This is a genomic window from Bacillus canaveralius (assembly GCF_002860125.1).
Taxonomy (GTDB): domain Bacteria; phylum Bacillota; class Bacilli; order Bacillales; family Cytobacillaceae; genus Bacillus_BJ; species Bacillus_BJ canaveralius.
In genome coordinates this window covers 1-23,785 of record NZ_PGVA01000063.1, presented here as the reverse complement: position 1 = coordinate 23,785, position 23,785 = coordinate 1, and the positions used below count along the sequence as shown (strand labels likewise).

The 23,785-nt window shown below is 43.9% G+C and carries 17 protein-coding genes and 1 riboswitch; all 17 genes read left to right on the top strand.

The genetic code is table 11. The features are described 5' to 3' along the window. The first annotated feature begins 158 nt into the window (after positions 1 to 158). On the top strand, positions 159 to 1,184 hold the full coding sequence (locus CU635_RS20055) for a Gfo/Idh/MocA family oxidoreductase (protein WP_101579148.1): 1,026 nt from the start codon (positions 159 to 161) through the stop codon (positions 1,182 to 1,184). Between the two features lie 26 nt (positions 1,185 to 1,210). Further along, positions 1,211 to 2,176, top strand: a complete 966-nt coding sequence (locus CU635_RS20050; RefSeq protein ID WP_101579147.1) for a sugar ABC transporter substrate-binding protein — start codon at positions 1,211 to 1,213, stop codon at positions 2,174 to 2,176. 111 nt (positions 2,177 to 2,287) lie between these two features. Beyond that, positions 2,288 to 3,787, top strand: a complete 1,500-nt coding sequence (locus tag CU635_RS20045; protein ID WP_101579146.1) for a sugar ABC transporter ATP-binding protein — start codon at positions 2,288 to 2,290, stop codon at positions 3,785 to 3,787. 126 nt (positions 3,788 to 3,913) lie between these two features. Further along, on the top strand, positions 3,914 to 4,816 hold the full coding sequence (locus CU635_RS20040) for an ABC transporter permease (RefSeq protein WP_245917543.1): 903 nt from the start codon (positions 3,914 to 3,916) through the stop codon (positions 4,814 to 4,816). A gap of 358 nt (positions 4,817 to 5,174) precedes the next feature. Next, positions 5,175 to 6,638, top strand: coding sequence for a methylmalonate-semialdehyde dehydrogenase (gene iolA, locus CU635_RS20035; RefSeq protein ID WP_101579144.1), 1,464 nt, complete (start codon positions 5,175 to 5,177; stop codon positions 6,636 to 6,638). A gap of 194 nt (positions 6,639 to 6,832) precedes the next feature. Next, positions 6,833 to 7,648 carry a 5-deoxy-glucuronate isomerase gene (gene iolB, locus CU635_RS20030; protein ID WP_101579143.1) on the top strand — a complete coding sequence of 272 codons (816 nt, stop codon included), beginning with the start codon at positions 6,833 to 6,835 and terminating at the stop codon, positions 7,646 to 7,648. 27 nt (positions 7,649 to 7,675) lie between these two features. Beyond that, positions 7,676 to 8,653, top strand: coding sequence for a 5-dehydro-2-deoxygluconokinase (gene iolC, locus CU635_RS20025; RefSeq protein ID WP_101579142.1), 978 nt, complete (start codon positions 7,676 to 7,678; stop codon positions 8,651 to 8,653). Positions 8,654 to 8,676: 23 nt separating this feature from the next. Next, complete coding sequence (iolD, locus tag CU635_RS20020; protein WP_101579141.1) at positions 8,677 to 10,587, top strand: 3D-(3,5/4)-trihydroxycyclohexane-1,2-dione acylhydrolase (decyclizing); 1,911 nt, start codon at positions 8,677 to 8,679, stop codon at positions 10,585 to 10,587. A gap of 16 nt (positions 10,588 to 10,603) precedes the next feature. Continuing rightward, positions 10,604 to 11,497, top strand: coding sequence for a myo-inosose-2 dehydratase (gene iolE / locus CU635_RS20015; RefSeq protein ID WP_101579140.1), 894 nt, complete (start codon positions 10,604 to 10,606; stop codon positions 11,495 to 11,497). Positions 11,498 to 11,519: 22 nt separating this feature from the next. Beyond that, entirely contained in the window at positions 11,520 to 12,977 is a 1,458-nt protein-coding gene (locus CU635_RS20010) for a sugar porter family MFS transporter (protein WP_101579139.1), read from the top strand. 41 nt (positions 12,978 to 13,018) lie between these two features. Continuing rightward, complete coding sequence (gene iolG, locus CU635_RS20005; protein ID WP_101579138.1) at positions 13,019 to 14,053, top strand: bifunctional inositol 2-dehydrogenase/D-chiro-inositol 1-dehydrogenase; 1,035 nt, start codon at positions 13,019 to 13,021, stop codon at positions 14,051 to 14,053. A gap of 43 nt (positions 14,054 to 14,096) precedes the next feature. Beyond that, positions 14,097 to 14,969 carry a sugar phosphate isomerase/epimerase family protein gene (locus CU635_RS20000; RefSeq protein WP_101579137.1) on the top strand — a complete coding sequence of 291 codons (873 nt, stop codon included), beginning with the start codon at positions 14,097 to 14,099 and terminating at the stop codon, positions 14,967 to 14,969. A 17-nt stretch (positions 14,970 to 14,986) separates the two neighbouring features. Next, positions 14,987 to 15,826: a 2-keto-myo-inositol isomerase gene (iolI, locus tag CU635_RS19995; RefSeq protein ID WP_101579136.1), complete on the top strand. Its 840-nt coding sequence runs from the start codon at positions 14,987 to 14,989 to the stop codon at positions 15,824 to 15,826. 48 nt (positions 15,827 to 15,874) lie between these two features. Beyond that, on the top strand, positions 15,875 to 16,729 hold the full coding sequence (fba, locus tag CU635_RS19990; RefSeq protein WP_101579135.1) for a class II fructose-1,6-bisphosphate aldolase: 855 nt from the start codon (positions 15,875 to 15,877) through the stop codon (positions 16,727 to 16,729). A gap of 236 nt (positions 16,730 to 16,965) precedes the next feature. Next, on the top strand, positions 16,966 to 17,742 hold the full coding sequence (locus CU635_RS19985) for a DeoR/GlpR family DNA-binding transcription regulator (RefSeq protein WP_101579134.1): 777 nt from the start codon (positions 16,966 to 16,968) through the stop codon (positions 17,740 to 17,742). Positions 17,743 to 18,440: 698 nt separating this feature from the next. After that, positions 18,441 to 22,604: a 5'-nucleotidase C-terminal domain-containing protein gene (locus CU635_RS19980; protein WP_101579149.1), complete on the top strand. Its 4,164-nt coding sequence runs from the start codon at positions 18,441 to 18,443 to the stop codon at positions 22,602 to 22,604. A gap of 462 nt (positions 22,605 to 23,066) precedes the next feature. After that, positions 23,067 to 23,149: riboswitch (cyclic di-GMP riboswitch) on the top strand. Between the two features lie 96 nt (positions 23,150 to 23,245). After that, positions 23,246 to 23,785, top strand: a 540-nt coding sequence (locus tag CU635_RS19975; RefSeq protein ID WP_142383182.1) for a DUF6531 domain-containing protein, incomplete at its 3' end; no start/stop codon positions are given.

Below are 23,785 nucleotides of genomic sequence, written 5' to 3'. Positions count from 1 at the left end.
ACGGCTACGCCATTATCTGGATGAGAAGGGAAATTCTTCTCCTACAAACATTTTACTCATACCGACAACTATGTATTTACAGATTTGATTCGCAGTTAAACTGCTCAGTAATTCGCTCTAAAAAGTAAGCGCTTACTAAAAACAAGGGGGTTGAAACAATGACAGTAAGATGTGCTGTTTTAGGACTTGGACGACTAGGCTATCATCATGCGAAAAATCTCGCGACCCACCAAATCAGCGGGGCTGAATTAATTACGGTTTGCGATCCGATGAAAGGACGTGCAGCCGAAGTTGCCCAGGAATTTGGATTGCCAAATTGTACCCGGAGTCCTCAGGAAGTTTTTGAGGATTCAGAGATCGATGCAGTAGTAATTGTTACGCCCACCAGTACGCACGCTAACCTGATTAAACAAGCTGCAAAAGCAGGCAAGCAAATTTTTGTTGAGAAGCCGCTTACGCAAAACCTCACGGAAGCTCAAGAAATAATCAATACGATAAGCGAGCACAATGTTATGTGCCAGGTCGGGTTCATGAGAAGATTTGATCCTGCTTATGCGGAGGCAAAAAAGAGAATTGTAGCAGGCGATATCGGAGAACCAATTTACTTTAAAGGAATCACCCGTGATGCCGGTTCTCCGCCAGAAGAGTTCATCAAGCACAGCGGGCGAATGTTTTTAGATGTCTCGATTCACGACTACGACATTGCACGATATTTAATGAATTCGGAAATCATCTCCGTTTCCGCACAGGGAAAAGTACTGAGGAATGGATTTATGGAAAAATACAATGATGTCGATCAAGCTATTTCCTATATTGAATTCGAATCGGGGGCGGCGGGCGATATTGAAGCCAGCCGCAATTCTCCATACGGGCACGATATCCGTACCGAAGTTATCGGAACAGAGGGATCGATTTTTATTGGAACACTGAGAAATCAAAATATCACTCTCTTAAACTCTAAAGGTTCCAATTATGAGATCATCCCTGATTTTCAAACCCGATTCCATGATGCATACCGGCTTGAACTCGTCGATTTCGCGGATTGTATCCGGACGGGTAACAGGCCTAAAGTCACCGAGTTTGACGGCAAAATCAATCTTGAAATTGCGATTGCCGCAACAGAAGCATTTGATTCCGGAACAACAGTTTATCTGAACAATCAGAACATCGCTGTTAAGTCATAAATAACTAATAAGGGGGAAGTAAGGAAATGAAAAAGGGGTATTTTGTTAGCTTGATTTTAATGTTGATGCTTAGTGTTTTTCTGGCAGGGTGCGGGCAGGAAGCAGCCTCCAAAGATGGCTCAAGCAAGGATGGCAAGATCGTAATTGGTGCAGCGCTGCCGGATTTTGACGATAAATGGCTCAGTTATCTTCAGGATGGAATGAAGGAATATGCAAGTTCACAAAAAGATGTTGAAGTCATTTATGTCGATGCGATGAACGATGCCAATAAGCAGCTTTCACAAGTTGAAAATTTTATTTCGCAGGACGTCGATGCGATCATGATGATTCCTGTTGACACCGTTTCCGCACCAAATATCGTTGACCGCGCGAATAGCGAAGATATTCCAATCGTCATTGTTAACCGGCAGTATGAAGAGGTCGATGCTGCTACAGCATACGTCGGATCTGACTCGCTGAAGGCAGGGACGATGCAAATGGAAGAAGTGGCAAAGCTGTTGGGTGGCAAAGGGAATGTGGCGATCATGGACGGGGTCATGGGCCATGATGCTCAAATCAAGAGAACACAGGGCAATAAGGACGTAGTCGAGAAAAATAAGGATATGAAAATTGTCCTCAATGGAACTGCTGAGTTTGACCGGGCAAAGGGAATGACTCTGGCAGAAAACTGGCTGCAGTCAGGAAAGGAGATTAACGCGATCGTCTCTAATAATGATGAAATGGCAATCGGCGCAATTATGGCTTTGGAGGATGCCGGTAAGCTGGAGGATGTAGTTGTTGCGGGTATTGACGCTACTCCTGATGCTCTTGATTTTGTTAAATCCGGAAAACTGAAAGTGACTGTATTCCAGGATGCCCGGGGACAGGGGAAAGGCGGGCTTGAAACAGCGATCAAGGCTGCAAAAGGCGAAAAGGTCGAGAAATTCAACTGGATTCCTTATGAACTTGTTACCGAGGATAATGTTGACGAGTACATCAAGAAATGGGAGTAAAAACCGTAAATTAACATGGATAAGCATGGCTGGTTGACTGATCAAATAGAAGGTTAATCAGTCAGACCTTTTCTGATGAACGCCCAAAATATAGGGAAAAGAGGTGTGTGCATGAGTGAAAACTATATTTTGCAAATGGACAATGTTACAAAAGAATTTCCTGGTGTAAAGGCTCTTGATTCCGTACAACTCCATGTGGAAAGAGGAACCGTCCATGCCTTAATGGGTGAAAATGGTGCAGGAAAGTCGACTCTCATGAAGATATTGATCGGTATCTATACTCCAGACCAGGGGGTAATCAAGTTCGATGGAGAAGAGCTTCACCTCGCCAATGTAAAGAATGCACTCGACAAAGGCATTTCAATGATCCATCAGGAACTAAGTCCTGTGCCGCAAATGACCGTAGCCGAAAACATCTTTCTTGGCAGGGAGCCCAGCATTGCAGGGTGGGTGAAACAAAAGAAACTGGTAGAAAATACGAAAAAATTATTTGAGCGTCTCGAAATGGATATTAACCCGAGAGCAAAGATGGAAGAATTGAGCATTGCCAATACGCAAATGGTCGAAATTTCCAAGGCGATTTCGTACAATTCAAAGCTAATTATTATGGATGAACCGACCTCGGCGATTTCGGAAAAAGAAGTTCACCACTTGTTTAAAATGATTAAATCTCTGAAAAAAGATGGAGTTTCAATTATTTATATCACTCACAAAATGGATGAGCTCGAAATGATTACAGATGAATTTACCGTGTTCAGGGACGGAAAATATGTCGGAACAAAGCATAGTAAGAATCTTTCAAGAGAAGAGCTTATTCAAATGATGGTCGGCAGGGAGTTGAATCAAGTTTTCAATAAGGTTCCTGCTGAAATCAGTGATGTTGCCTTATCAGTTAAACACTTGTCCAAACAGAATAAGATTAAAGATATTTCATTTGAGGTCAAAAAAGGGGAGATTGTCGGAATTGCCGGACTGATGGGTTCGGGGCGGACAGAAGTGCTTGAAAGCATCTTCGGTGTGCATGCCGCAGATTCCGGGTACATTGAAATACATGGAAAAAAAGTCGCCATCCGGTCTCCGCGTGACGCGATTGCAAGTGGCATGGGTTTATTGACAGAAGACAGAAAGCTGTCGGGATTATTCCTGCCCCTGTCGGTTGAGGACAATATGATTACCGTCAATATTGACCGTTATATAAAGGGTCCGTTTCTCGACAAAAAGAAAATTGCAACAGACTGCAAGAAGCAGCATAACCGGCTCAAAATTAAAACTCCCAATCTTCAACAAAGGATAAATAATTTAAGCGGGGGGAATCAGCAGAAAGCGCTGATTGCCAGATGGCTGCTCCACGATCCGGAGATTTTATTCCTTGATGAACCGACAAGGGGAATCGATGTTGGGGCCAAAACAGAAATCTACAATTTGATCTTTGAGCTAGCGAACAAAGGAAAAGCGATTGTCGTTATCTCATCAGAGCTTCCTGAAATTCTGGGTTTAAGTGACCGGATTATCGTCATGCAGGAAGGCCGAATCATGGGAGAGTTGTCGCGGGAAGAAGCGAGCCAGGAAAAGATTATGGAGCTCGCGACCCGGGAACTGGTCAACAATTAGACTAAGATGGTCTGGAGGTAATCATGAATGCAAAGAGACATTAAGATAACTGAACAAATCGATACACACACGCACTACAGAAAGCTTCAAAAAGAAAAAGCATCCCATTTTCTGGGCAAATATGGGATGCTGCTGATTCTAATCGCCTTAGTCGTCCTTATGTCGATTCTCTCGCCGACTTTTTTCACATCAGGCAATTTGCTCAATATCGTAAGGCAGATGTCGATTATCGGCATTGTCGCCATCGGCGTAACGATGGTCATTATCACAACAGGAATTGATTTATCATCCGGGTCGGTTATCGCCCTAGTGTCGGTCATGGTCGCGACCTTCGCACAGCCCAATAGTTATCCGCTTGTGGTTGCAATTTTCATTGGTCTTGGCATCGGTCTTCTTGCAGGGGTTATTAATGGAACAATCATCGCGAAAGGAAAAATTGCCCCGTTTATCGTGACACTCGGAATGATGACGGCTGCAAGAGGAGCCGCCTTGCTATTCAGTGACGGCCGGCCGATTGGGAACCTTTCTCCAACGTTTACTTTCATCGGCCAGGGTACTTTGCTTGGTATCCCCGTGCCAATCTTTATTTTCGCATTTGTCGGGATCTTCTCTTATATGCTTCTTAATCATACGAAATTTGGAAAATATGTTTATGCCATTGGTGGCAATGAACAGGCTGCAATCATCGCAGGTGTCAATGTCGTAAAATACAAGATTTTGATCTATGGCTATGCAGGACTGCTTTCATCGGTTGCCGGGATCGTCTTAACATCCCGGATTGCATCGGGGCAGCCTACAGCCGGAACGATGTACGAATTGGATGCGATTGCAGCCGCGGTTATCGGAGGAACGAGCCTGACAGGCGGAATCGGTACGATTGGCGGCACAATCATCGGAGCATTAATTATTGGCGTTATGAATAACGGTCTTGACCTGCTCAATGTATCTTCATACTGGCAGCAAATCTTAAAGGGCGCGATCATCGTCATCGCTGTGTTAATCGATTCCCGTAAAAATAAAAAGGCTTAATGTAGTAGCCAATGTTCTGGCCCCTTATCAAAACACGAACACCACCGTTCACGTGTTAACAACGGTGGTGTTTTAATGATTATTATGCTCCGCACCGGCCGCTTAAAAAAGAACAGATTGCTATAAAGGAAGCAATTAAAAACACTTCAACAAAACTAATAAAACTATAAAAGTAAAAATTCAGAAAAAAAAGTAAAAACCAATTGACTGAAAGCGTTTTTAATACTAGAATGTAATTAACACATTATCAAAAGTTAACCAAAAGATAACAAAATAATACAGAATGGGGGTGCCTGAAGCATACAATTGATAAAGTTCGCTAAACGGATTTTAAAAAATCATTCTAAGGAGGAAGACCATGTCTGATGTGACAAGAATGAAAAATTACATAAATGGTGAATGGGTTGAAAGCAGCACTACTCGCTACGAGGAAGTGTACAACCCGGCGACAAAGGAAGTCATTGCATTCGTACCAATATCAACGAAAGAGGAAGTTGATCACGCGATAGAAGTAGCAGCGAATGCTTTTCAAGCTTGGCAAAAGATTGCCGTGCCACGCCGTGCAAGAATTCTATTTAACTATCAACAATTACTTACAAAGCATAAAGAAGAATTGGCCCACATCATCACAATGGAAAATGGAAAAAGCCTGACTGAGGCATTGGGTGAAGTCCAGCGCGGAATTGAAAATGTTGAATTTGCAGCAGGAGCACCTTCTTTAATGATGGGGGATTCGCTAGCTTCAATTGCTACAGATGTCGAAGCGACAAATTACCGCTATCCAATTGGCGTTGTTGGTGGAATTGCACCGTTCAATTTTCCAATGATGGTGCCATGCTGGATGTTCCCGATGGCGATTGCACTCGGCAACACGTTTGTTTTAAAACCATCCGAACGAACGCCGCTGTTAACAGAAAAGTTAGTAGAATTATTTACTGAAGCAGGACTTCCAAACGGTGTGTTTAACGTAGTTCATGGCGCACATGACGTCGTGAACGGAATATTGGATCACCCTGAAGTGAAAGCGATTTCGTTTGTAGGCTCCAAGCCTGTTGGTGAATACGTGTTTAAACGAGGCAGCGAGAACTTGAAACGCGTCCAGGCATTAACAGGCGCTAAAAACCACACAATCGTCTTAAATGATGCTGATCTCGATCAGACGATCACCGACATTATTGCTTCAGCGTTCGGCTCAGCAGGTGAACGTTGTATGGCGTGCTCGGTTGTAACAGTGGAAGAGGGAATTGCCGATGAGTTTTTAGCCATTCTGAAAGAGAGAACGGCAAACATTAAAATGGGCAATGGCCTTGATGACGGTGTATTGCTCGGTCCAGTCATCAGGGAAGAAAATCAACAACGTACCATCAGCTATATCGAAAAAGGAATTGAAGAAGGAGCAACGATTGTATGTGACGGCCGAGAACGTTCATTGGATGAAGGGTTTTACATTGGACCTACCATATTCGATGATGTCACAACCGATATGACTATCTGGAAAGATGAAATATTTGCTCCTGTATTATCAATCATGCGCGTCAAGAATTTAAAAGAAGCTGTTGAAACTACGAATAAATCAGAATTTGCAAATGGTGCATGTATCTTTACAACAAATGCTTCATCGATCCGCTACTTCCGTGAAAATATTGATGCAGGTATGTTAGGGGTTAATCTTGGTGTTCCGGCACCGATGGCATTCTTCCCATTCTCCGGATGGAAATCGTCCTTCTATGGTACATTGCATGCGAACGGAAAAGACAGTGTTGATTTCTATACTCGTAAAAAAGTTGTCACAGCACGCTACACAGCACCTAAATTTGAATAGAAATATTTTTCTCAGTACTTCAAGATTTCCGTTAGATTAATAGATTTAACTATGAAATTCGTGATTGGAAGTTCGAGCAACCGGCCCCATTTTATTTAGCAGATAATAGATGGGGCCATTTTATAAGAAGGATTAGCCCGAATCTATAAAACCGCCAAGGACCGGGATTCCAGCGTGGCAATAAGGAGGTACATATGAGTAAATTGCTCCGAAAACCAGAAAAAAACGAAATTTTCCAAGGAGTCACTATTGTTCAGGAAGTAACCGCAGAAACTTCTCCATTAGAATATGTTGGATTTAAAATGATAGATTTAGCTCCTGGTGCAAAATTTTCAGAATCACTAGGGAAACAAGAATGCTGCATCGTCGCCCTAACTGGAAAAATCAATGTAACCGATCATGAAGAAACTTTTGAAAATCTCGGTACCCGCGATAGCGTATTCGAGAAAATCCCGACAGACAGTGTATACGTTTCAAATGACCGCCGTTTTGAAATCGAGGGCGTAAGTCAGGCCCGCGTAGCATTATGCTATTCGCCTTCTAAAAAACAACTGCCTACAAAACTGATAAAAGCTTCGGATAATGGCATCGAACATAGAGGAATCCTCAACAATAAACGTTTGGTGCACAATATTTTGCCCGATTCGGATCCATCTGCCAACAGCTTGCTCGTCGTTGAAGTATACACGGAGAGCGGAAACTGGTCGAGCTATCCTCCTCATAAGCATGATCGTGACAGCTTGCCTGACGAGTCATTTTTGGAAGAATCCTATTATCATGAAATGAATCCGCAGCAGGGCTTTGTCTTCCAGCGAGTCTATACTGATGACCGTTCCCTTGATGAAACAATGACGGTTGAAAATGGTGATGTCGTACTCGTTCCGGCCGGTTATCATCCAGTTGGCGTACCGGACGGTTATACATCCTATTATTTGAATGTCATGGCAGGGCCGACACGCATTTGGAAGTTTTATAATGATCCGGATCATGAATGGATATTAAAGCGTTAACAAAAAGGCAAGGAGCTGTTACCGGGAATGAAATATGAATTCAGTACTGAAAGAGAGTTTGACATTATTGCGATTGGCCGTGCATGTATCGATTTAAATGCTGCGGAGTATAACCGTCCAATGGAAGAAACGATGACATTTACAAAATATGTGGGAGGTTCGCCTGCCAATATTGCAATTGGCAGCTCCAAATTAGGCTTAAAAGCCGGCTTCATCGGCAAAATTTCCGATGACCAGCATGGACGCTTTATCGAACAATATATGCGTGGTGTGGGAATCGATACATCCGGTCTTGTCCTTGATAAAAAAGGACATAAAACAGGATTGGCATTTACAGAGATTAAGAGCCCGGAAGAGTGCAGTATCCTCATGTACCGCGAGAACGTAGCCGACCTTTATCTTGCACCTTCCGAGGTTCATGAGAACTACATAAAAAAAGCAAAAATCCTGCTTGTCTCAGGAACAGCCTTGTCAAAGAGCCCGTCCCGGGAAGCGGTCTTGAAAGCTGTCAGCCTGGCCAGGAAAAATGATGTGAAAGTTGTTTTTGAATTGGATTACCGCCCGTATTCATGGAATTCTCCTGATGAAACAGCTGTTTATTATTCATTGGTTGCCGAGCAGGCACATATGGTGATTGGCACCCGTGATGAATACGATGTGCTCGAAAACTTAAAAGAAGGAAACAACGAAGAAACGATCAGCTATTTGTTTAAACATTCGCCTGAACTGCTTGTTATTAAACATGGTGTCGAAGGTTCATATGCCTATACAAAAACAGGAGAAAAATTCACAGGCCAAGCGTATCCGACAAAAGTATTGAAAACCTTCGGTGCAGGGGATTCCTACGCTTCAGCTTTCTTATATGCCTTGATCAGCGGCGAAGAAATTGCAACCGCTTTAAAATACGGCAGTGCATCAGCCTCCATTGTTGTAAGCAAGCATAGTTCTTCAGAAGCGATGCCGACTGTCGAAGAAATCGAGCAATTAATCGCTGAAAGATCTTAATTGAAATTAGAGGTGAGAAACCGATGGGAACAATCAGGTTAACAACAGCACAAGCGTTAATCAAATTTCTGAATCAGCAATACCTTTATGTGGACGGCAAGGAGTTTCCGTTTGTCGAAGGAATTTTCAATGTATTCGGACATGGAAATGTCCTCGGGATTGGCCAGGCCCTTGAACAGGATCCGGGCCATTTGAGAGTAATCCAGGGGAAAAATGAACAAGGCATGGCACACGCGGCCATGGCTTACAGCAAACAAATGCTCCGGCAAAAAATTTATGCAGTTACAACTTCAGTCGGGCCGGGGGCGGCCAACCTGGCAGCTGCAGCAGGTACAGCCCTTGCCAATAATATTCCTGTACTCCTGCTCCCGGCGGATACCTTTGCTTCGCGCCAGCCTGATCCGGTGTTGCAACAGGTCGAGCAGGAATACAGTGCTTCTGTCACGACAAATGATGCACTTAAGCCCGTTTCGAGATATTGGGACCGCATCACCCGGCCTGAACAGCTGATGACAAGTTTGATTCGCGCTTTTGAAGTGATGACGGATCCGGGAAAAGCGGGTCCGGCAACGATCTGTATTTCCCAGGATGTTGAAGTTGAAGCATTTGATTTTGAAGAGGCGTTCTTTGAAAGGCGGGTCCATTATCTGGATCGCAAATTGCCGACCGAACGTGAATTGATGGGTGCAGCTGAATTGATCAAAGCAAGCAAAAAACCGCTGATCATTGTTGGCGGCGGTGCGAAATATTCCGAAGCCCGCGATATTTTAATAGCGCTTTCAGAGAAGCATGATATTCCGCTCGTCGAAACGCAGGCCGGCAAATCAACAGTAGAGTCGACATTTAAAAATAATTTGGGCGGCATGGGGATCACCGGAACATTGGCAGCCAATAAAGCGGCACGCCAGGCGGACCTGATCATTGGCATTGGCACCAGGTATACAGATTTTACTACCTCATCAAAAACAGCCTTCAACTTTGAGTCAACAAAATTCCTAAACATCAATGTCAGCCGTTTGCAGGCATATAAATTGGATGCTTTCCAGGTTGTCGCAGATGCAAGGACTACTCTAGAGCAATTATCCCCAATGCTGGAGGGATACAAAAGTGAATTCGGCAATGTGATCACCGAATTGAAAGAACAATGGCTCGCAGAACGTGACCGGCTGGGTAAAGTGACATTTAGCCGCGAAAGCTTCAACCCGGAAATAAAAGGCCAGTTCCGGCAAGAAGTTCTAAATGAATATGCTGAGGCTTTAAACACGGAATTTGCACAAACGGCAGCATTGATAACGATTAACGACACGATCGCTCCTGACAGCGTCATCATCGGTTCGGCGGGATCACTGCCTGGAGACCTGCAGCGTCTTTGGCAATCCACTGTCCCGAACACCTATCATCTTGAGTACGGCTATTCATGCATGGGTTATGAAGTTTCAGGAACATTGGGATTAAAACTGGCCCACCCGGACAAAGAAGTGTACTCGATGGTCGGCGACGGCAGTTTTCTCATGCTGCACTCCGAATTCATCACAGCGATTCAATACAATCACAAGATTAATATTCTTCTATTTGATAATTCGGGATTTGGCTGTATCAGTAATCTGCAAATGGAGCATGGCAGCGGCAGCTATTTTTGTGAATTCAGGACGCATGACAATCGAATCATGAACATTGATTATGCAAAAGTCGCCGAAGGTTACGGAGCGAAAGCATATCGTGCCAATACGGTTGATGAACTGAAAGCGGCGCTGGAAGATGCAAAGAAACAGAGTGTATCGACTTTGATAGAAATGAAAGTGCTTCCAAAGACAATGACAGATGGCTATGACGCCTGGTGGCATGTCGGTGTTGCTGAAGTATCTGAACAAGAAAATGTCCAAAAAGCATTTGAGGCGAAACAGCAGAAACTACAGACTGCCAAACAATACTGAGAGAAGGGGAAAGATGATGGGAGAACAAGGTATCTTATGGGGAATTGCCCCGATTGGCTGGCGCAATGATGATATGCCGGAAATCGGTGCAGAGAACACATTGCAGCAACTATTAAGCGATATTGTCGTGGCGGGGTTTCAAGGGACCGAAGTTGGCGGCTTTTTTCCTGAACCGAAAGTATTGAACAAAGAACTGCAACTTCGAAAGTTGAGAGTAGCAGGGCAGTGGTTCAGCAGCTTCATCATTCGCGATGGCGGCGAAGAGGCTAGCCAAGCCTTCCATAAACATTGTCAATACCTGCAGGAAGTGAATGCGAATGTCGCAGTTGTCTCAGAACAGACGTACAGCGTGCAGAGCACCGAGAAAAACGTCTTTTCGGAAAAGCCATACTTTACGGATGCCGAGTGGGATCAGTTATGTGCGGGACTGAACGATTTGGGGAAAATCGCCGAGAAATACAACTTGAAATTAGTCTATCATCATCATATGGGAACGGGTGTCCAAACATTGGCTGAAATCGACCGGCTGATGGAAAACACGGATGAAAACTATGTGCATTTGCTTTATGACACAGGTCACATCTACGTTTCCGACGGTGACTATATGACGCTATTAAACAAGCATATTGACCGCATTAAACATGTTCATTTTAAAGATGCGAGAAGAAAAGTGCTCGATGATTGCAAGAAGAAAGGCAGGTCGTTCCGTGAATCATTCTTATGCGGGATGTTTACAGTGCCTGGCGATGGCTGCATTGATTTTACAAAACCGTATCAGACGCTGCTCGATCACAATTACAAGGGGTGGATTGTGATAGAAGCCGAGCAGGATCCATCTATAGCCAATCCATTGGAATATGCGTTATTGACCCGAAAATATATTGATCAAAAATTACTGCTCAATTGTTAAAGGGGAAGGGGGAGAAATTGACATGAGTAAACAGGTAAACCAAAAGTCGTTTTTGCGTACGATTATCCTCGTCTCGACATTTGGTGGGCTTCTTTTCGGATACGATACCGGTGTCATCAATGGTGCCTTGCCTTATATGTCTGAATCAGATCAGCTCGGGCTCAACTCATTCACATCAGGTCTTGTGACAAGTTCACTTCTATTTGGGGCTGCATTTGGTGCAGTGTTCGGCGGTCGGCTCGCAGATTATAACGGCCGTCGCAAAAGCATCCTTTACCTTGCCGTGTTGTTCTTTATTGCCACACTTGGTTGTACTCTTGCACCGAATGTTACAGTTATGGTCATCTTTCGGTTCTTGCTGGGGCTTGCTGTAGGAGGAGCGTCAGTAACGGTTCCCGCCTTTTTGGCGGAAATGTCACCTGCGGAAAGCCGGGGTCGTATGGTTACCCAGAACGAATTGATGATCGTTTCCGGACAATTATTGGCCTTCACATTCAACGCCATCATTGGCAACACAATGAGCGATAGCTCGGATGTTTGGCGGTACATGTTGGCCATTGCGTCACTGCCAGCGGTTTTCCTGTTCTTTGGCATGATCAAAGTACCGGAGAGCCCGCGTTGGCTTGTCTCAAAAGGGAAGAATCAGCATGCACTAAATGTCCTCCATAAAATACGTGCGGAAAAGCGGGCTAAATCAGAACTCGCTGAAATTGAGGCAGCGTTTGCCGAAGAGTCGGGCAATCAGAAAGCAACCTTTAAGGACTTGGCTGTGCCATGGGTACGCCGCATCGTGTTTCTCGGGATTGGAATTGCGATCGTACAGCAAATTACGGGAGTCAACTCGATCATGTACTATGGCACCGAAATCCTTAAAGATGCCGGTTTCCAGACAGAGGCCGCGCTTATCGGGAATATTGCCAATGGTGTCATTTCGGTTTTAGCAACGTTTGTAGGGATTTGGCTCCTAGGCAAGGTCGGCCGCCGGCCAATGCTGATTACTGGGCTGATCGGAACGACGTCGGCACTTCTGCTGATCGGGGTATTTTCACTCATGCTTGAAGGGTCTGCCGCGCTTCCATATGTTGTGCTTGCCTTGACAGTAACGTTTCTAGCTTTCCAGCAGGGAGCCATTTCACCAGTAACATGGCTGATGCTTTCAGAAATCTTCCCACTGCGGCTGCGCGGTCTCGGGATGGGCGTCACAGTATTTTGCCTTTGGATCGTAAACTTCCTGATAGGCTTGACGTTTCCTGTTTTACTCGACAATGTCGGTCTGTCGACAACATTCTTCGTCTTTGTGGTGCTGGGGTTAGCGGCAATTGCATTCGTGAAGAAATACTTGCCGGAAACGAGGGGACTTACACTTGAACAGCTCGAACATAACTTCCGTACCTACGCTGATCGGGGTGCTCAACATTACGCAAATGAGGTAGACGTTAAACAGGTTGATGTTCCACAGGTAAACGTGCAACTAAAGTGATCAATTGTAAAGCAAATAAAATCAAAATCAGGAGGCCCGTTATGACTATAAAAATTGGTGTGATAGGAACCGGAGCGATTGGCAGGGAGCATATTAAAAGAATCACGAACACATTGTCCGGCGGAAAAATTGTTGCCGTCACCGATGTGAATCAAGCTGTCGCTAATCAGGTGTCTGAAGAACTGGTACCCGATGCAGTCATATACCCGGATGATAAAGAACTTATTGCTGCTGAAAACGTTGAGGCAGTACTCGTCGCAAGCTGGGGTCCGGCCCACGAACAAAGCGTATTGGCAGCGATTGAAGCCGGCAAATATGTTTTCTGTGAAAAACCGCTCGCTACAACAGCTGAAGGTTGCAAGAGAATTGTCGAGGCAGAAATGAGACAAGGGAAGCGTCTTGTCCAGGTGGGATTCATGCGGCGTTATGACAGCGGTTATGTGCAGCTAAAAGAAGCGATTGACAGCAATTTTATTGGTGAGCCGCTGATGATTCAGTGTGCCCATCGCAATCCTGAAGTGCCGGACAGCTACACGACAGATATGGCGATAACCGATACGCTGATTCACGAAATTGATGCCTTGCACTGGCTGGTTGATGATGATTATAAGTCAGTACAAGTGGTGTTCCCAAAGAAATCGAAGCATGCATCTGAGCATTTGCAGGATCCGCAAATCATTATGCTCGAAACGAACAGTGGAATTACGATCAATGCTGAAGTATTCGTCAACTGCAAATACGGATATGACATTCAATGTGAAGTGATCGGTGAAGAAGGGATTGCCAGATTGCCGGAAGTCTCAAGCATCGTTACGCGCAAAAACGCCAAACTCGGTACCAATATTTTAATGGACTGGAAGCAGCGGTTTATCGACGCTTACGATAAAGAACTGCAGGCGTTCATGGATTCGATCAAACTTACGGGGGAACCTGCTGGCCCGACAGCATGGGATGGTTATATTGCAGCTGTCACGGCAGACGCATGTGTGAAAGCACAGCAATCAGGACAACGCGAAACGATCGCGCTTGGCAAAAAACCTGATTTCTATCAAAACAATGTAACTAGCAAAGTCTGATTTAGTATTTTTATAAAAAAACCAAGAGACGGAGGAATGTACTGTGAAAATTGCATTGGATCCAACAATGTATATGAAATTGTCGTTAAAAGAAATGGTCGATAAGGTAGCGGAACTGGGTTATGAGTATATCGAATTATCACCCCGTGAAGATTTTTGCCCATTCTACAAATATCCTAAAGTGGATAGAGAACAAATTAAAAACCTGAAGAGATGGCTGAAAGACGCCGGTGTCCAAATCTCATCGTTGCTGCCGTTATACTATTGGGCAGGCCCTGATGAAGAACGCCGCCAAGCGGCTGTGCGAAATTGGAAGCGCGCTATTGAAGTGGCTGTCGAGCTTGAAGTCGATCTGATGAACAGTGAGTTTAATGGCTCGAAATATGAAGCCGTCATTTGTGAAGAAAAATTTATTAAATCGATGGATGAATTAATCCCGGTCTTTGAAAGAGAAGGGATCAAGTTAAACCTTCAAGCGCATCCGTATGATTTTATTGAAACAAACCAGGGCGCTGTTGATATGATCCGTGCACTTGACAGGCCGTGGATTAATCTTGTTTATTCAACAGCCCATACTTTCTTTTATGATGATGGAGTCGGCGATATCGCTCCGATGTTTGACTACGCCGGTGAGCGGTTAACCCATGTATTGTTCGCGGATACTTTTAACCATAAAGCGGCGCAAGGATTGCGTTATATCGTCAACCCGCCTGGTGCTGAAGCAACCATTCACCAGCATTTAAATATTGGCGAAGGTGAAGTTGATTTCGATACGATCTTTAGGAAATTGAGAGAAAGGGAATTTGACGGCATCGCAACAAGCTCCGTATTCGCTTGGATCGATAAAGCCGATGAATCAAGTGAATTTATGCTGCAAAAAATCAAAGAAGGTCTTGGTATTGCATCTTATCGATAAAAAAGGAGACGGTTTTGGTGAAACTATGTTTTAACGAAGCTACGACATTGGAAAACTCCAACCTCGCCAAAGACTTGGAGTATTGCGACAAACATGGCTACGATTATATTGAAATTCGCACGATGGACAAATTGCCCGAGTATTTGAAAGAGAATTCACTTGATGATTTGGCGTACTTTTTTGAAACCCACCATATCAAACCGCTGGCATTCAATGCATTAGTTTTTTTCAATAATCGTGATGACGCCGGCTACAAGGAAATTGTCAATGAGTTTAAGCAGATGGTCGAAGCAGCACAAAAACTGGGCGTTAAATATGTGGTGGCAGTGCCGCTTGTGACGGAAGAGAAAATATTGAAGAAAGACATTAAAAATAGTTGTGTAGAAGTACTGAAAGAGCTGTCGGATATTGCTGAGCCATACGGGGTGCAAATAGCCGTCGAATTTGTCGGCCATCCGCAATGTACAGTAAACACATTCGGCCAGGCTTACGATATTGTTGAAACCGTTAACCGTGACAATGTTGGATTGGTACTCGATTGTTTTCACTTCCATGCGATGGGATCAAACCTGGAAGATCTGAAAAAAGCAGACGGGACAAAAATCTTTATTTTACATATCGATGATACCGAAGATTTCCCAATCGGTTTCCTTACGGATGAAGATCGAGTTTGGCCTGGATTGGGTGCTATTGACTTGCATGGCATTTTATCAACGCTGAAAGAGATTGGTTTCTCAGAAGTAGTCTCGGTGGAATTATTCCGGCCGGAATACTATCAGCTGGATGCTGATGAAGCAATTAAGACAGCCAAAGATACGACCGTCAGTGTGGTCACAAAGTATTTTGATTTGGAATAATGCAATTAAATTGATTGGCTATTTTGTTGCTGGGGAGGTGCTCTTAAAATGACGTTGGTATCCATGAAAGAAATGCTTTTAAAAGCGAAAGAAGGCAGCTACGCAGTCGGGCAATATAACATTAACAACCTTGAGTCGGCACAAGCCTTTTTACAGGCTGCGGAAGATGAACGTGCTCCTGTCATTGTGGCGGCTTCCGACAGACTAGTCGATTATTTGGGCGGCTTTAAAACCATTGTGGCTATGATTAAAGGACTTGTAGAAGAAATGTCGATAACCGTTCCGGTGGCGTTGCATTTAGATCATGGCAGGAGTGTGGAAAGATGCAAACAAGCGATTGATGCGGGTTTTAGTTCAGTGATGTTTGACGGCTCCGATTACCCGATTGAAGAAAATATTGCGATGACCAAACAAGTTGTCGAATATGCACGTCCAAAACAAGTATCGGTAGAAGCAGAAGTAGGCTCAGTTGGCGGTACGGAAGATGGGCTCACTGGCGGAATCAAATACGCAGACCCTGACGAATGCTTGTGCATCGTGCAAGAAACGGGGATAGATGCTTTAGCAGCCGCGCTTGGTTCTGTTCATGGGCCATATCAAGGTGAACCGAAACTGGGCTTTGCCGAGATGAAGCAAATCTCAGAAATGACAAATATCCCGCTTGTCCTGCATGGCGGTTCCGGAATTCCCGTCTATCAAATCCAGAAAGCGATCGAACTTGGCCACGCGAAAATCAATGTGAATACTGAATGCATCCAGGCATGGGCGCAGGCTGTCCGCCAATTGCTGAACAGCGACAGCCAGGTTTATGAGCCGCAAACCATCATCACTCCAGGCAGGAACGCAATCACAGCAACCGTTAAGGAGAAAATGAAAGAATTTAAAACGAGTTTTAAAGCATAAGAATGGGCGATGTCTTAAAACGATGAAAAATAAGACATTCCCATTTCTGCTTCAAAAAATTCAAGCGGCGTGAATCACATAATACAAAAACCACTGTCGTATTATGGCGAAACTATGCCGACAATGGGTATAATTGTCTTAACAATCATATTGGCCATACAACACTCATATTTTGTGAAAATAAGAAAAATCACCAAATCAAGAATGGACATAAGAGTATACAAGGGTGGATGGTTATGTTAAAAACAAAACGTGTTAGACAGATTAAAGAATATGTGTTTGAACATCAGACAGTCTCTTTGGATGAACTGGTTGAAGTATTTCATGTATCGAAAAACACAATCAGGCGTGATATTCAAGAGCTCGTTGATCTCGGAGAAATTAAGAAGGTTTATGGCGGTGTCGCGGTGAACCATACGACACTGGAATCATTTCATGATAGACAAACACGTAACCAATACGAAAAGGAATTGATCGGTAAGTTAGCCGCCGGCTATGTTGACGATGGGGATATCATTTATATAGATTCCGGGACGACCACATTGGAAATGATTGAGTGTTTGAAAACGAAAGATGTGACGATTATTACGAATAATCTCGATGTGATCATTACTGCTCTTTCCTATGAGAATTTAAATGTGATATCCACCGGCGGGGTGCTTGAACGTAAAACAAAGTCGTTTGCCAGCTTTAAAAATATGGATTTAATCAAGAATTATAATATTAACAAAGCGTTCATGGCTTCAACGGGCATTTCGATATCCAATGGCGTGACCAACTCATCGCCGCTTGAAAGCGAGTTGAAAAAAACAGTGGTGGACAGAAGCTCGGAAGTATATTTATTAGTGGATCATTATAAATTTGATAAATATGCGCTGATGACTTATTGCGGGTTGGATGAAATTGATTATCTTATTACCGATAAAATTCCAAGTGAGGAATATCAGGAATATGCTAAGGAAAACAATATTCAGCTTGTGTTTCGTGAGTCTGAGGTTAAGGTAACATCCTGACGATATTACTTACATGTCACTTGTATGCTTTCGGTTGTTCATTGACTGGAAGGAAGGTTTTCCAACATGAGACGGTTTAACTCATATTGATGTTGAGGTTGACCATGGAAGACCTCATTTGTATTAATGCATGGCGTCTCTTACACATCTTTAGCAAAAAAATCTTTTAAATAAAGCAATAAGCCTCGATTCTTTGTCGGCAACAAAAGAGTTGAGGCTTTTTTCATTCCAATCAAATAATCATCAATAACCCAATCAAGGAATTCTTTTCTATGATGTGATAAAAGATACTATTATTTTAGCTTTGTAGGTAGATAGATACTTCCTTATATAATCACCATTTAGGCCTTTTCTCTTAAAAATTGTAAAAACATTATGAAAAGTTTGTAAATGGACGAAAAGCTGTAGATTATCATCTTTTTTTATCTTAAAATGATTACGGGAAAATTTACTTTTGAAAGATGTCACTCTTTCAAATGAAGAGGTGGTTCACTCATAACAAATTGATAGTTTTTGAAAAATGCGTCGTTTTTTGGAGAAACAGTGGCTTAGCTATCCCACTGGCAGCAATTCAACCAAACTGAACTAGTGTCAATTTCTTTTACGATTTCGTTCTTATAGGATGACCAGGATTCTAGGTGTAATAAACGATTAAGATGTAAAAAACTATTATATTGGAGGAATTGGCCTTGAAAATAATGAAGAAACAGTGGTTTATCTTAACTGCCATTATGATGTTGTTAGCAAGTTATATCCTCCCTTTCGCACCGACTGCCAGTGCGGCTGAGCCGATCACGGTTGAACAGGCGATTGCCAACAATTCTGGAACCGCGACCGTGAAGGGCTATATCGTTGGCTATACAAAAAGCAATACTCCATCATATCAATTCGAAGGTCCCTTCACTAGCGATACAAATTTTGCAATCGCTGACAGCCCGAACGAGAGGGATGTTACAAAAATTCTTCCAGTTCAGCTGACGTCAGCGTACAGAAGCGAATTTGGTCTGGCATCAAAACGTGATAACCTTGGGAAGCAAGTATTTGTTACTGGCACGTTAATGAAATATTTTGGTGTTCCAGGCTTGCAAAGTCCGTCAGCTATATCCTTTGAAATGCCTCCTGGGGACCCGGTAGATCCGCCTCCTTTTTCCGGCGTTGAAGGCCTCGAAATTAGCGACATCCAAGGCGCGGGCCACAATTCTCCTTACAAGGACCAGAATGTAAAAGGAGTAGAAGGCATCGTCACCCATGTCGTGAATGCAAGTAATTTCTATATGCAGGACCCAACTCCAGATGAAAACTCGAAAACATCGGAGGGAATTCTTGTTTATAAACCGAGCCATAATGCACAGGCAGGAGATTCTGTAGCTGTCAATGGACTTGTGAAAGAGTGGGTTCTGGACGGTTACAGTGACAAGCTGCAAACAGACCTTGCAATGACAGAAATCAATGCGCAGGATGGTTCTGTTACAAAAATAGCATCGGGACAAGAGCTTCCGGCACCGCTTGTGATTGGCAAAGATGTCAAGCCGCCAACACAAGTTGTTGATAATGATCAATTTGGCACTTTTGATCCTGAACAGGATGGAATTGATTTTTACGAAAGCCTGGAAGGTATGCGTGTCGCGTTAGAAAGTCCAACGGCTGTCGCGCCGCAAAAATATGGCGAAGTTCCTGTCATTACAGAAAAAGTAGAGGGAAAAGTATATACGACCCCGGGTGGAATTCCGCTTGCAAAGGATAACGCCAATCCGGAAAGACTTCACCTGTTATTCGGGGACAGAAATTTTGTTTCCAAAACAGGTGACAAATTCAATGGAACGGTCACTGGGGTAGTAAGCTACTCATTCCAGAATTACAAAATCCTCACAGACAAAGCAGCTCTGCCGCCGCTTGTTGAAAGTGAATATGAGCGTGAAGTATCACAAATTGCAAAAGATGAAGATAAGCTCACGGTTGCCACCTACAACATGGAGAACTACACGTCTGCAAATGCGGAAAAAACAGATAAGATCGCAAAATCGATTGTCCAAAACCTGGGCGCTCCTGACATTGTCGGACTAGTCGAGGTTCAGGATAATAACGGTGAAACAAATGATGGCACAACGGACGCATCGCAAAACTACCAGGCTCTCATTGATTCGATCGTGAAAAATGGCGGGCCATCATACCAGTGGACTGACATTGCCCCGGAAAACAATCAAGACGGCGGGGCTCCTGGCGGAAACATCCGCGTTGGCTACATTTATAATCCTGCCCGTGTTTCATTGGCAGAGGGAACGAAAGGCTCTGCAACACAGGCTGTTGGCTATGAAAATGGTTCATTAACATTGAATCCCGGCAGAGTTGATCCAACTAACCCGGCGTTTGCTTCAAGCCGCAAACCTTTAGCAGCTGAATTCACTTTTAAAGGTGAAGAAGTCATCGTTATTGCAAACCATTTCAACTCCAAAGGCGGGGACGAGCCGATTTATGGGAAAAATCAACCGCCTGAGCTCGGCAGTGAAGCACAACGGATGGACATTGCCAAAGCCGTCAATCGCTTTGTGGCAGATGTAAAAAGTAAAAATGATGGCGCCAATGTGGTCGTACTTGGCGACTTAAACGATTTCGAATTCTCAAATCCGTTAGCAGCATTAAAAGGAAACGAGTTAACGAATTTAATTGAGAAGGTTCCGGCTCAGGAAAGATTTACGTATAACTATCAAGGCAATTCCCAGGTGCTTGACCACCTGCTTGTATCCAATAATCTTGCTGAACGGGCAGAAGTGGATATTGTCCATATCAACTCACCGTTTACAGAAGCCCATGGCCGGGTCAGCGATCATGATCCTGTGCTGGCGCAGCTTGATCTTTCAAAAGCTCCTGCCGGGCCAAAACCGCTGGATCTGTCGATTATGCACACAAACGACAGCCATGCACATGTTGAGCAATATCCCAAGCTTATTACCGCTGTAAACGAAGTGCGTGGCCAAAAGGAGAATTCACTGCTTCTTGACGCCGGGGATGTCATGTCAGGGACGTTATATTTCAGACAATATAAAGGTCTGGCCGACCTTGAATTTATGAATAAGCTCCGCTATGATGCGATGACATTCGGAAACCATGAATTTGACAAGGATTCTGCAACTCTTGCAAATTTTATCAGGGAAGCGAAGTTCCCGATGGTTAGTTCTAATGTAAATGTAACAGCCGATCCTGAATTAGGACCGTTGTTTAAAGATCAAATCGGCGGTCCTGGTGAAGGCGGAGAAATATATCCGGCGATTGTCAAAGAAATTGAAGGCGAAAAAGTTGGAATCTTTGGATTAACAACAGAGGAAACGTCTTTCCTTGCTAACCCTTCTGATCACGTAGTTTTTGAAAATGCAATCGAAAAAGCAGAGGAGACAATTACATCGCTTGAAGGGGAAGGTGTAAATAAAATCATTGCCCTTTCTCACCTCGGCTACAATGTTGATCAGGATCTTGCTGAAACGGTTGATGGAATTGACGTGATTGTCGGCGGACATTCCCATACAAAACTGACGACACCTGAAGTTGTTCAAAAATCAGAACCAACTTTGATCGTGCAAGCGAACGAATATTTATATTATCTTGGCTTGCTCGATGTGTCATTCGATGAGGCCGGGGTCATTACCGCTCACAACGGTCAGCTTCTTGATCTGAAAAACTATACGGCAGATGCAGAGGCAACAGCCCGTGTTGCTGAATTAAGAGCTCCGCTTGATGAGCTTAAGAATACTGTCGTTGGTTCTTCTGATGTGGTACTTAATGGCGAACGCGCTGATGTCCGCACAAAAGAAACGAATCTTGGCAACCTGATTGCTGATGCAATGTTACAAAAAGCAAATGAGTCAGTTCCGACCCAGATCGGTTTCCAAAACGGCGGTGGGATCCGTGCCTCGATTGACGCAGGAGAAGTGACATTAGGCGAAATCCTGACTGTCATGCCGTTTGAAAACCAGCTTGTTACACTTGATTTGACTGGCGACGAAATCAGGCAGGCTCTGGAGATCAGTGTAAGCCAGGTCGAAACCGCGCAAGGCAAGTTCATGCAGGTTTCCGGCCTGCAATTTAAATACGATCCTGCCAAACCGGCTGGTGACCGAGTCTGGTCGATTGAGGTAAAAACTGAAAAAGGTTTTGAGGAAATTGACCCGGCGAAGACTTACACGGTCGCAACCAATGCATTTGTTGCCGATGGCGGCGACGGCTACACCGTCTTCAAGAAAGCAAAAGACGAAGGCCGTATGAAAGAACTTTTTGTTGTAGATTATGAAGTTTTGTCCAGTTATTTTGAAAAGAACAACCCTGTTTCGCCGGCAGTAGAAGGACGCATCATTGCTGGTGAAGAACCGCAGCAGCAAACTGGCTGGGTTCAAGTGGGTGAAAACTGGTATTTCTATAATGAAGCTGGCGTTAAGCAGACTGGCTGGGTTGAGGTTGAGGGCAAAAAGTATTACCTTGATCCGAATGCAGACGGTGCTTTGAAAATAGGCTGGCTTGAGCTGGACGGGAAACGGTACTTCCTCGATCCAAATACACGTGGTGCGATGTGGACTGGCTGGCTTGACAGTGACAGTAAACGCTATTATCTTGACCCGGCAACCGGCGCAATGAAAACAGGCTGGGCCGACATCGAAGGAAAAAGGTATTACTTCAATGCTGATGGCCACATGCAAACCGGTTTGCAAAAAATTGCTGGCAAACAATATTACTTTAATAATGAAGGAGTCATGCAGAAAGGCCTGATGAAAATAAACGGCAAATGGTACTTCTTCAAAGCCGATGGATCCGCGATTACGAATCCAAGGGAACTCGTGCGCTATTTGCTTCGGTTATTGTTTAACAGGTTTTAGCATACTAAGCTAGCTTTCTGATGATCGAAACGTGTTTAGAAGTTTTATTCATCTGTCTACCATCAAAATATGCAAAAGACAGGACCCCTTTCACAATGAAAGGGGTTCTTACCGTTGTAAAAACATATAAAAATATATTTATATTGAAATGATATATCAATGGACGGTAAATTGAGAGGGCCTGGTGCAGCAAACTACTCTTAAGAGGGACTTAGCCCTGAAATCTGTCGGGAAGTTCTTGAACTATGATATGACTCGGTCTTTTGTTATCATGGAGGACTTGTTCATGGCAATTTGAAATAACTAGCACTAAAAATGCGGTTGTTACTATATTTAATGGTTATGTTTCTGGTACTGAAAGACTACTTCTTTCAAAAAATTACATGGAATATATTGAAAGTGTAGGTCGAATGTTGTAAGATTATGACCAGGTAAAAAGTTACATAATCCAACAATATTAACCAACGATAAAGGCAAATCCGATGAAAGTCGGAGACGCAAAGCCACGGGTCTAAAGCAGATGCCATGACAGCCGGGTTGCCGAATGGATTAAAGATGCTTCTTTCAGCTTCTTTTTGTGTGCGGTATCCTTCTGCTTTTAGCTGGTGGTGCCTTTTAGTGAAAGGAGCTGTTTTTGCGTTTTGAAGAAAAGGCTATTCTACAAATCTCTTATTTATTTTCTTACTATTCTATTAATAACGAGTTCCATCCTGCCCGGCCTGGCCAACAAGGCAGAGGCCGCCACGCCGGAAGCGTTTTTAAATCCGCTCCTGGAGGACTGGCTTCCGCAACCGGGACAGCCGCCGGGGTTTTCATCCGGCTTTTCTGCTATTTCCGGCGAGACAGGTGCGAACGGGGCAGAACCTCCGAGTTTCTTTGGCTCAAACGATTTCGCCTCATTGCCGGAAACACCGCCAATCGAAGCGGAGCCTGTCGACCTGCCAAAGGGAAGTTTATCACTGGTGAAGGATGATTTCATTCTCCCTTCCTACGGATTCCCGATCACGATCCAGCGTTTATATAAAACGGAAAAAAAGGACAAACTGTCACCATTCGGCTACGGGTGGGCGTTTCCGTATGACCATACAATCCAGATGTTTGCCGATTTTAATATCGCTGAATTCAAACCGGATGGAAGCCAGGTCAACTATACATATCATAAAGATGACGACACATTATTG

Coding starts and splice junctions, on each gene's coding strand:
- CU635_RS20050 (WP_101579147.1), top strand. CDS start 1,211: ATGAAAAAGGGGTATTTTGTTAGCTTGATTTTAATGTTGATGCTTAGT.
- iolD (WP_101579141.1), top strand. CDS start 8,677: ATGGGAACAATCAGGTTAACAACAGCACAAGCGTTAATCAAATTTCTG.
- CU635_RS19980 (WP_101579149.1), top strand. CDS start 18,441: ATGAAGAAACAGTGGTTTATCTTAACTGCCATTATGATGTTGTTAGCA.
- fba (WP_101579135.1), top strand. CDS start 15,875: ATGACGTTGGTATCCATGAAAGAAATGCTTTTAAAAGCGAAAGAAGGC.
- iolA (WP_101579144.1), top strand. CDS start 5,175: ATGTCTGATGTGACAAGAATGAAAAATTACATAAATGGTGAATGGGTT.
- iolB (WP_101579143.1), top strand. CDS start 6,833: ATGAGTAAATTGCTCCGAAAACCAGAAAAAAACGAAATTTTCCAAGGA.
- CU635_RS20010 (WP_101579139.1), top strand. CDS start 11,520: ATGAGTAAACAGGTAAACCAAAAGTCGTTTTTGCGTACGATTATCCTC.
- CU635_RS19985 (WP_101579134.1), top strand. CDS start 16,966: ATGTTAAAAACAAAACGTGTTAGACAGATTAAAGAATATGTGTTTGAA.
- CU635_RS20040 (WP_245917543.1), top strand. CDS start 3,914: ATGCTGCTGATTCTAATCGCCTTAGTCGTCCTTATGTCGATTCTCTCG.
- iolE (WP_101579140.1), top strand. CDS start 10,604: ATGGGAGAACAAGGTATCTTATGGGGAATTGCCCCGATTGGCTGGCGC.
- CU635_RS20045 (WP_101579146.1), top strand. CDS start 2,288: ATGAGTGAAAACTATATTTTGCAAATGGACAATGTTACAAAAGAATTT.
- iolC (WP_101579142.1), top strand. CDS start 7,676: ATGAAATATGAATTCAGTACTGAAAGAGAGTTTGACATTATTGCGATT.
- iolG (WP_101579138.1), top strand. CDS start 13,019: ATGACTATAAAAATTGGTGTGATAGGAACCGGAGCGATTGGCAGGGAG.
- CU635_RS20055 (WP_101579148.1), top strand. CDS start 159: ATGACAGTAAGATGTGCTGTTTTAGGACTTGGACGACTAGGCTATCAT.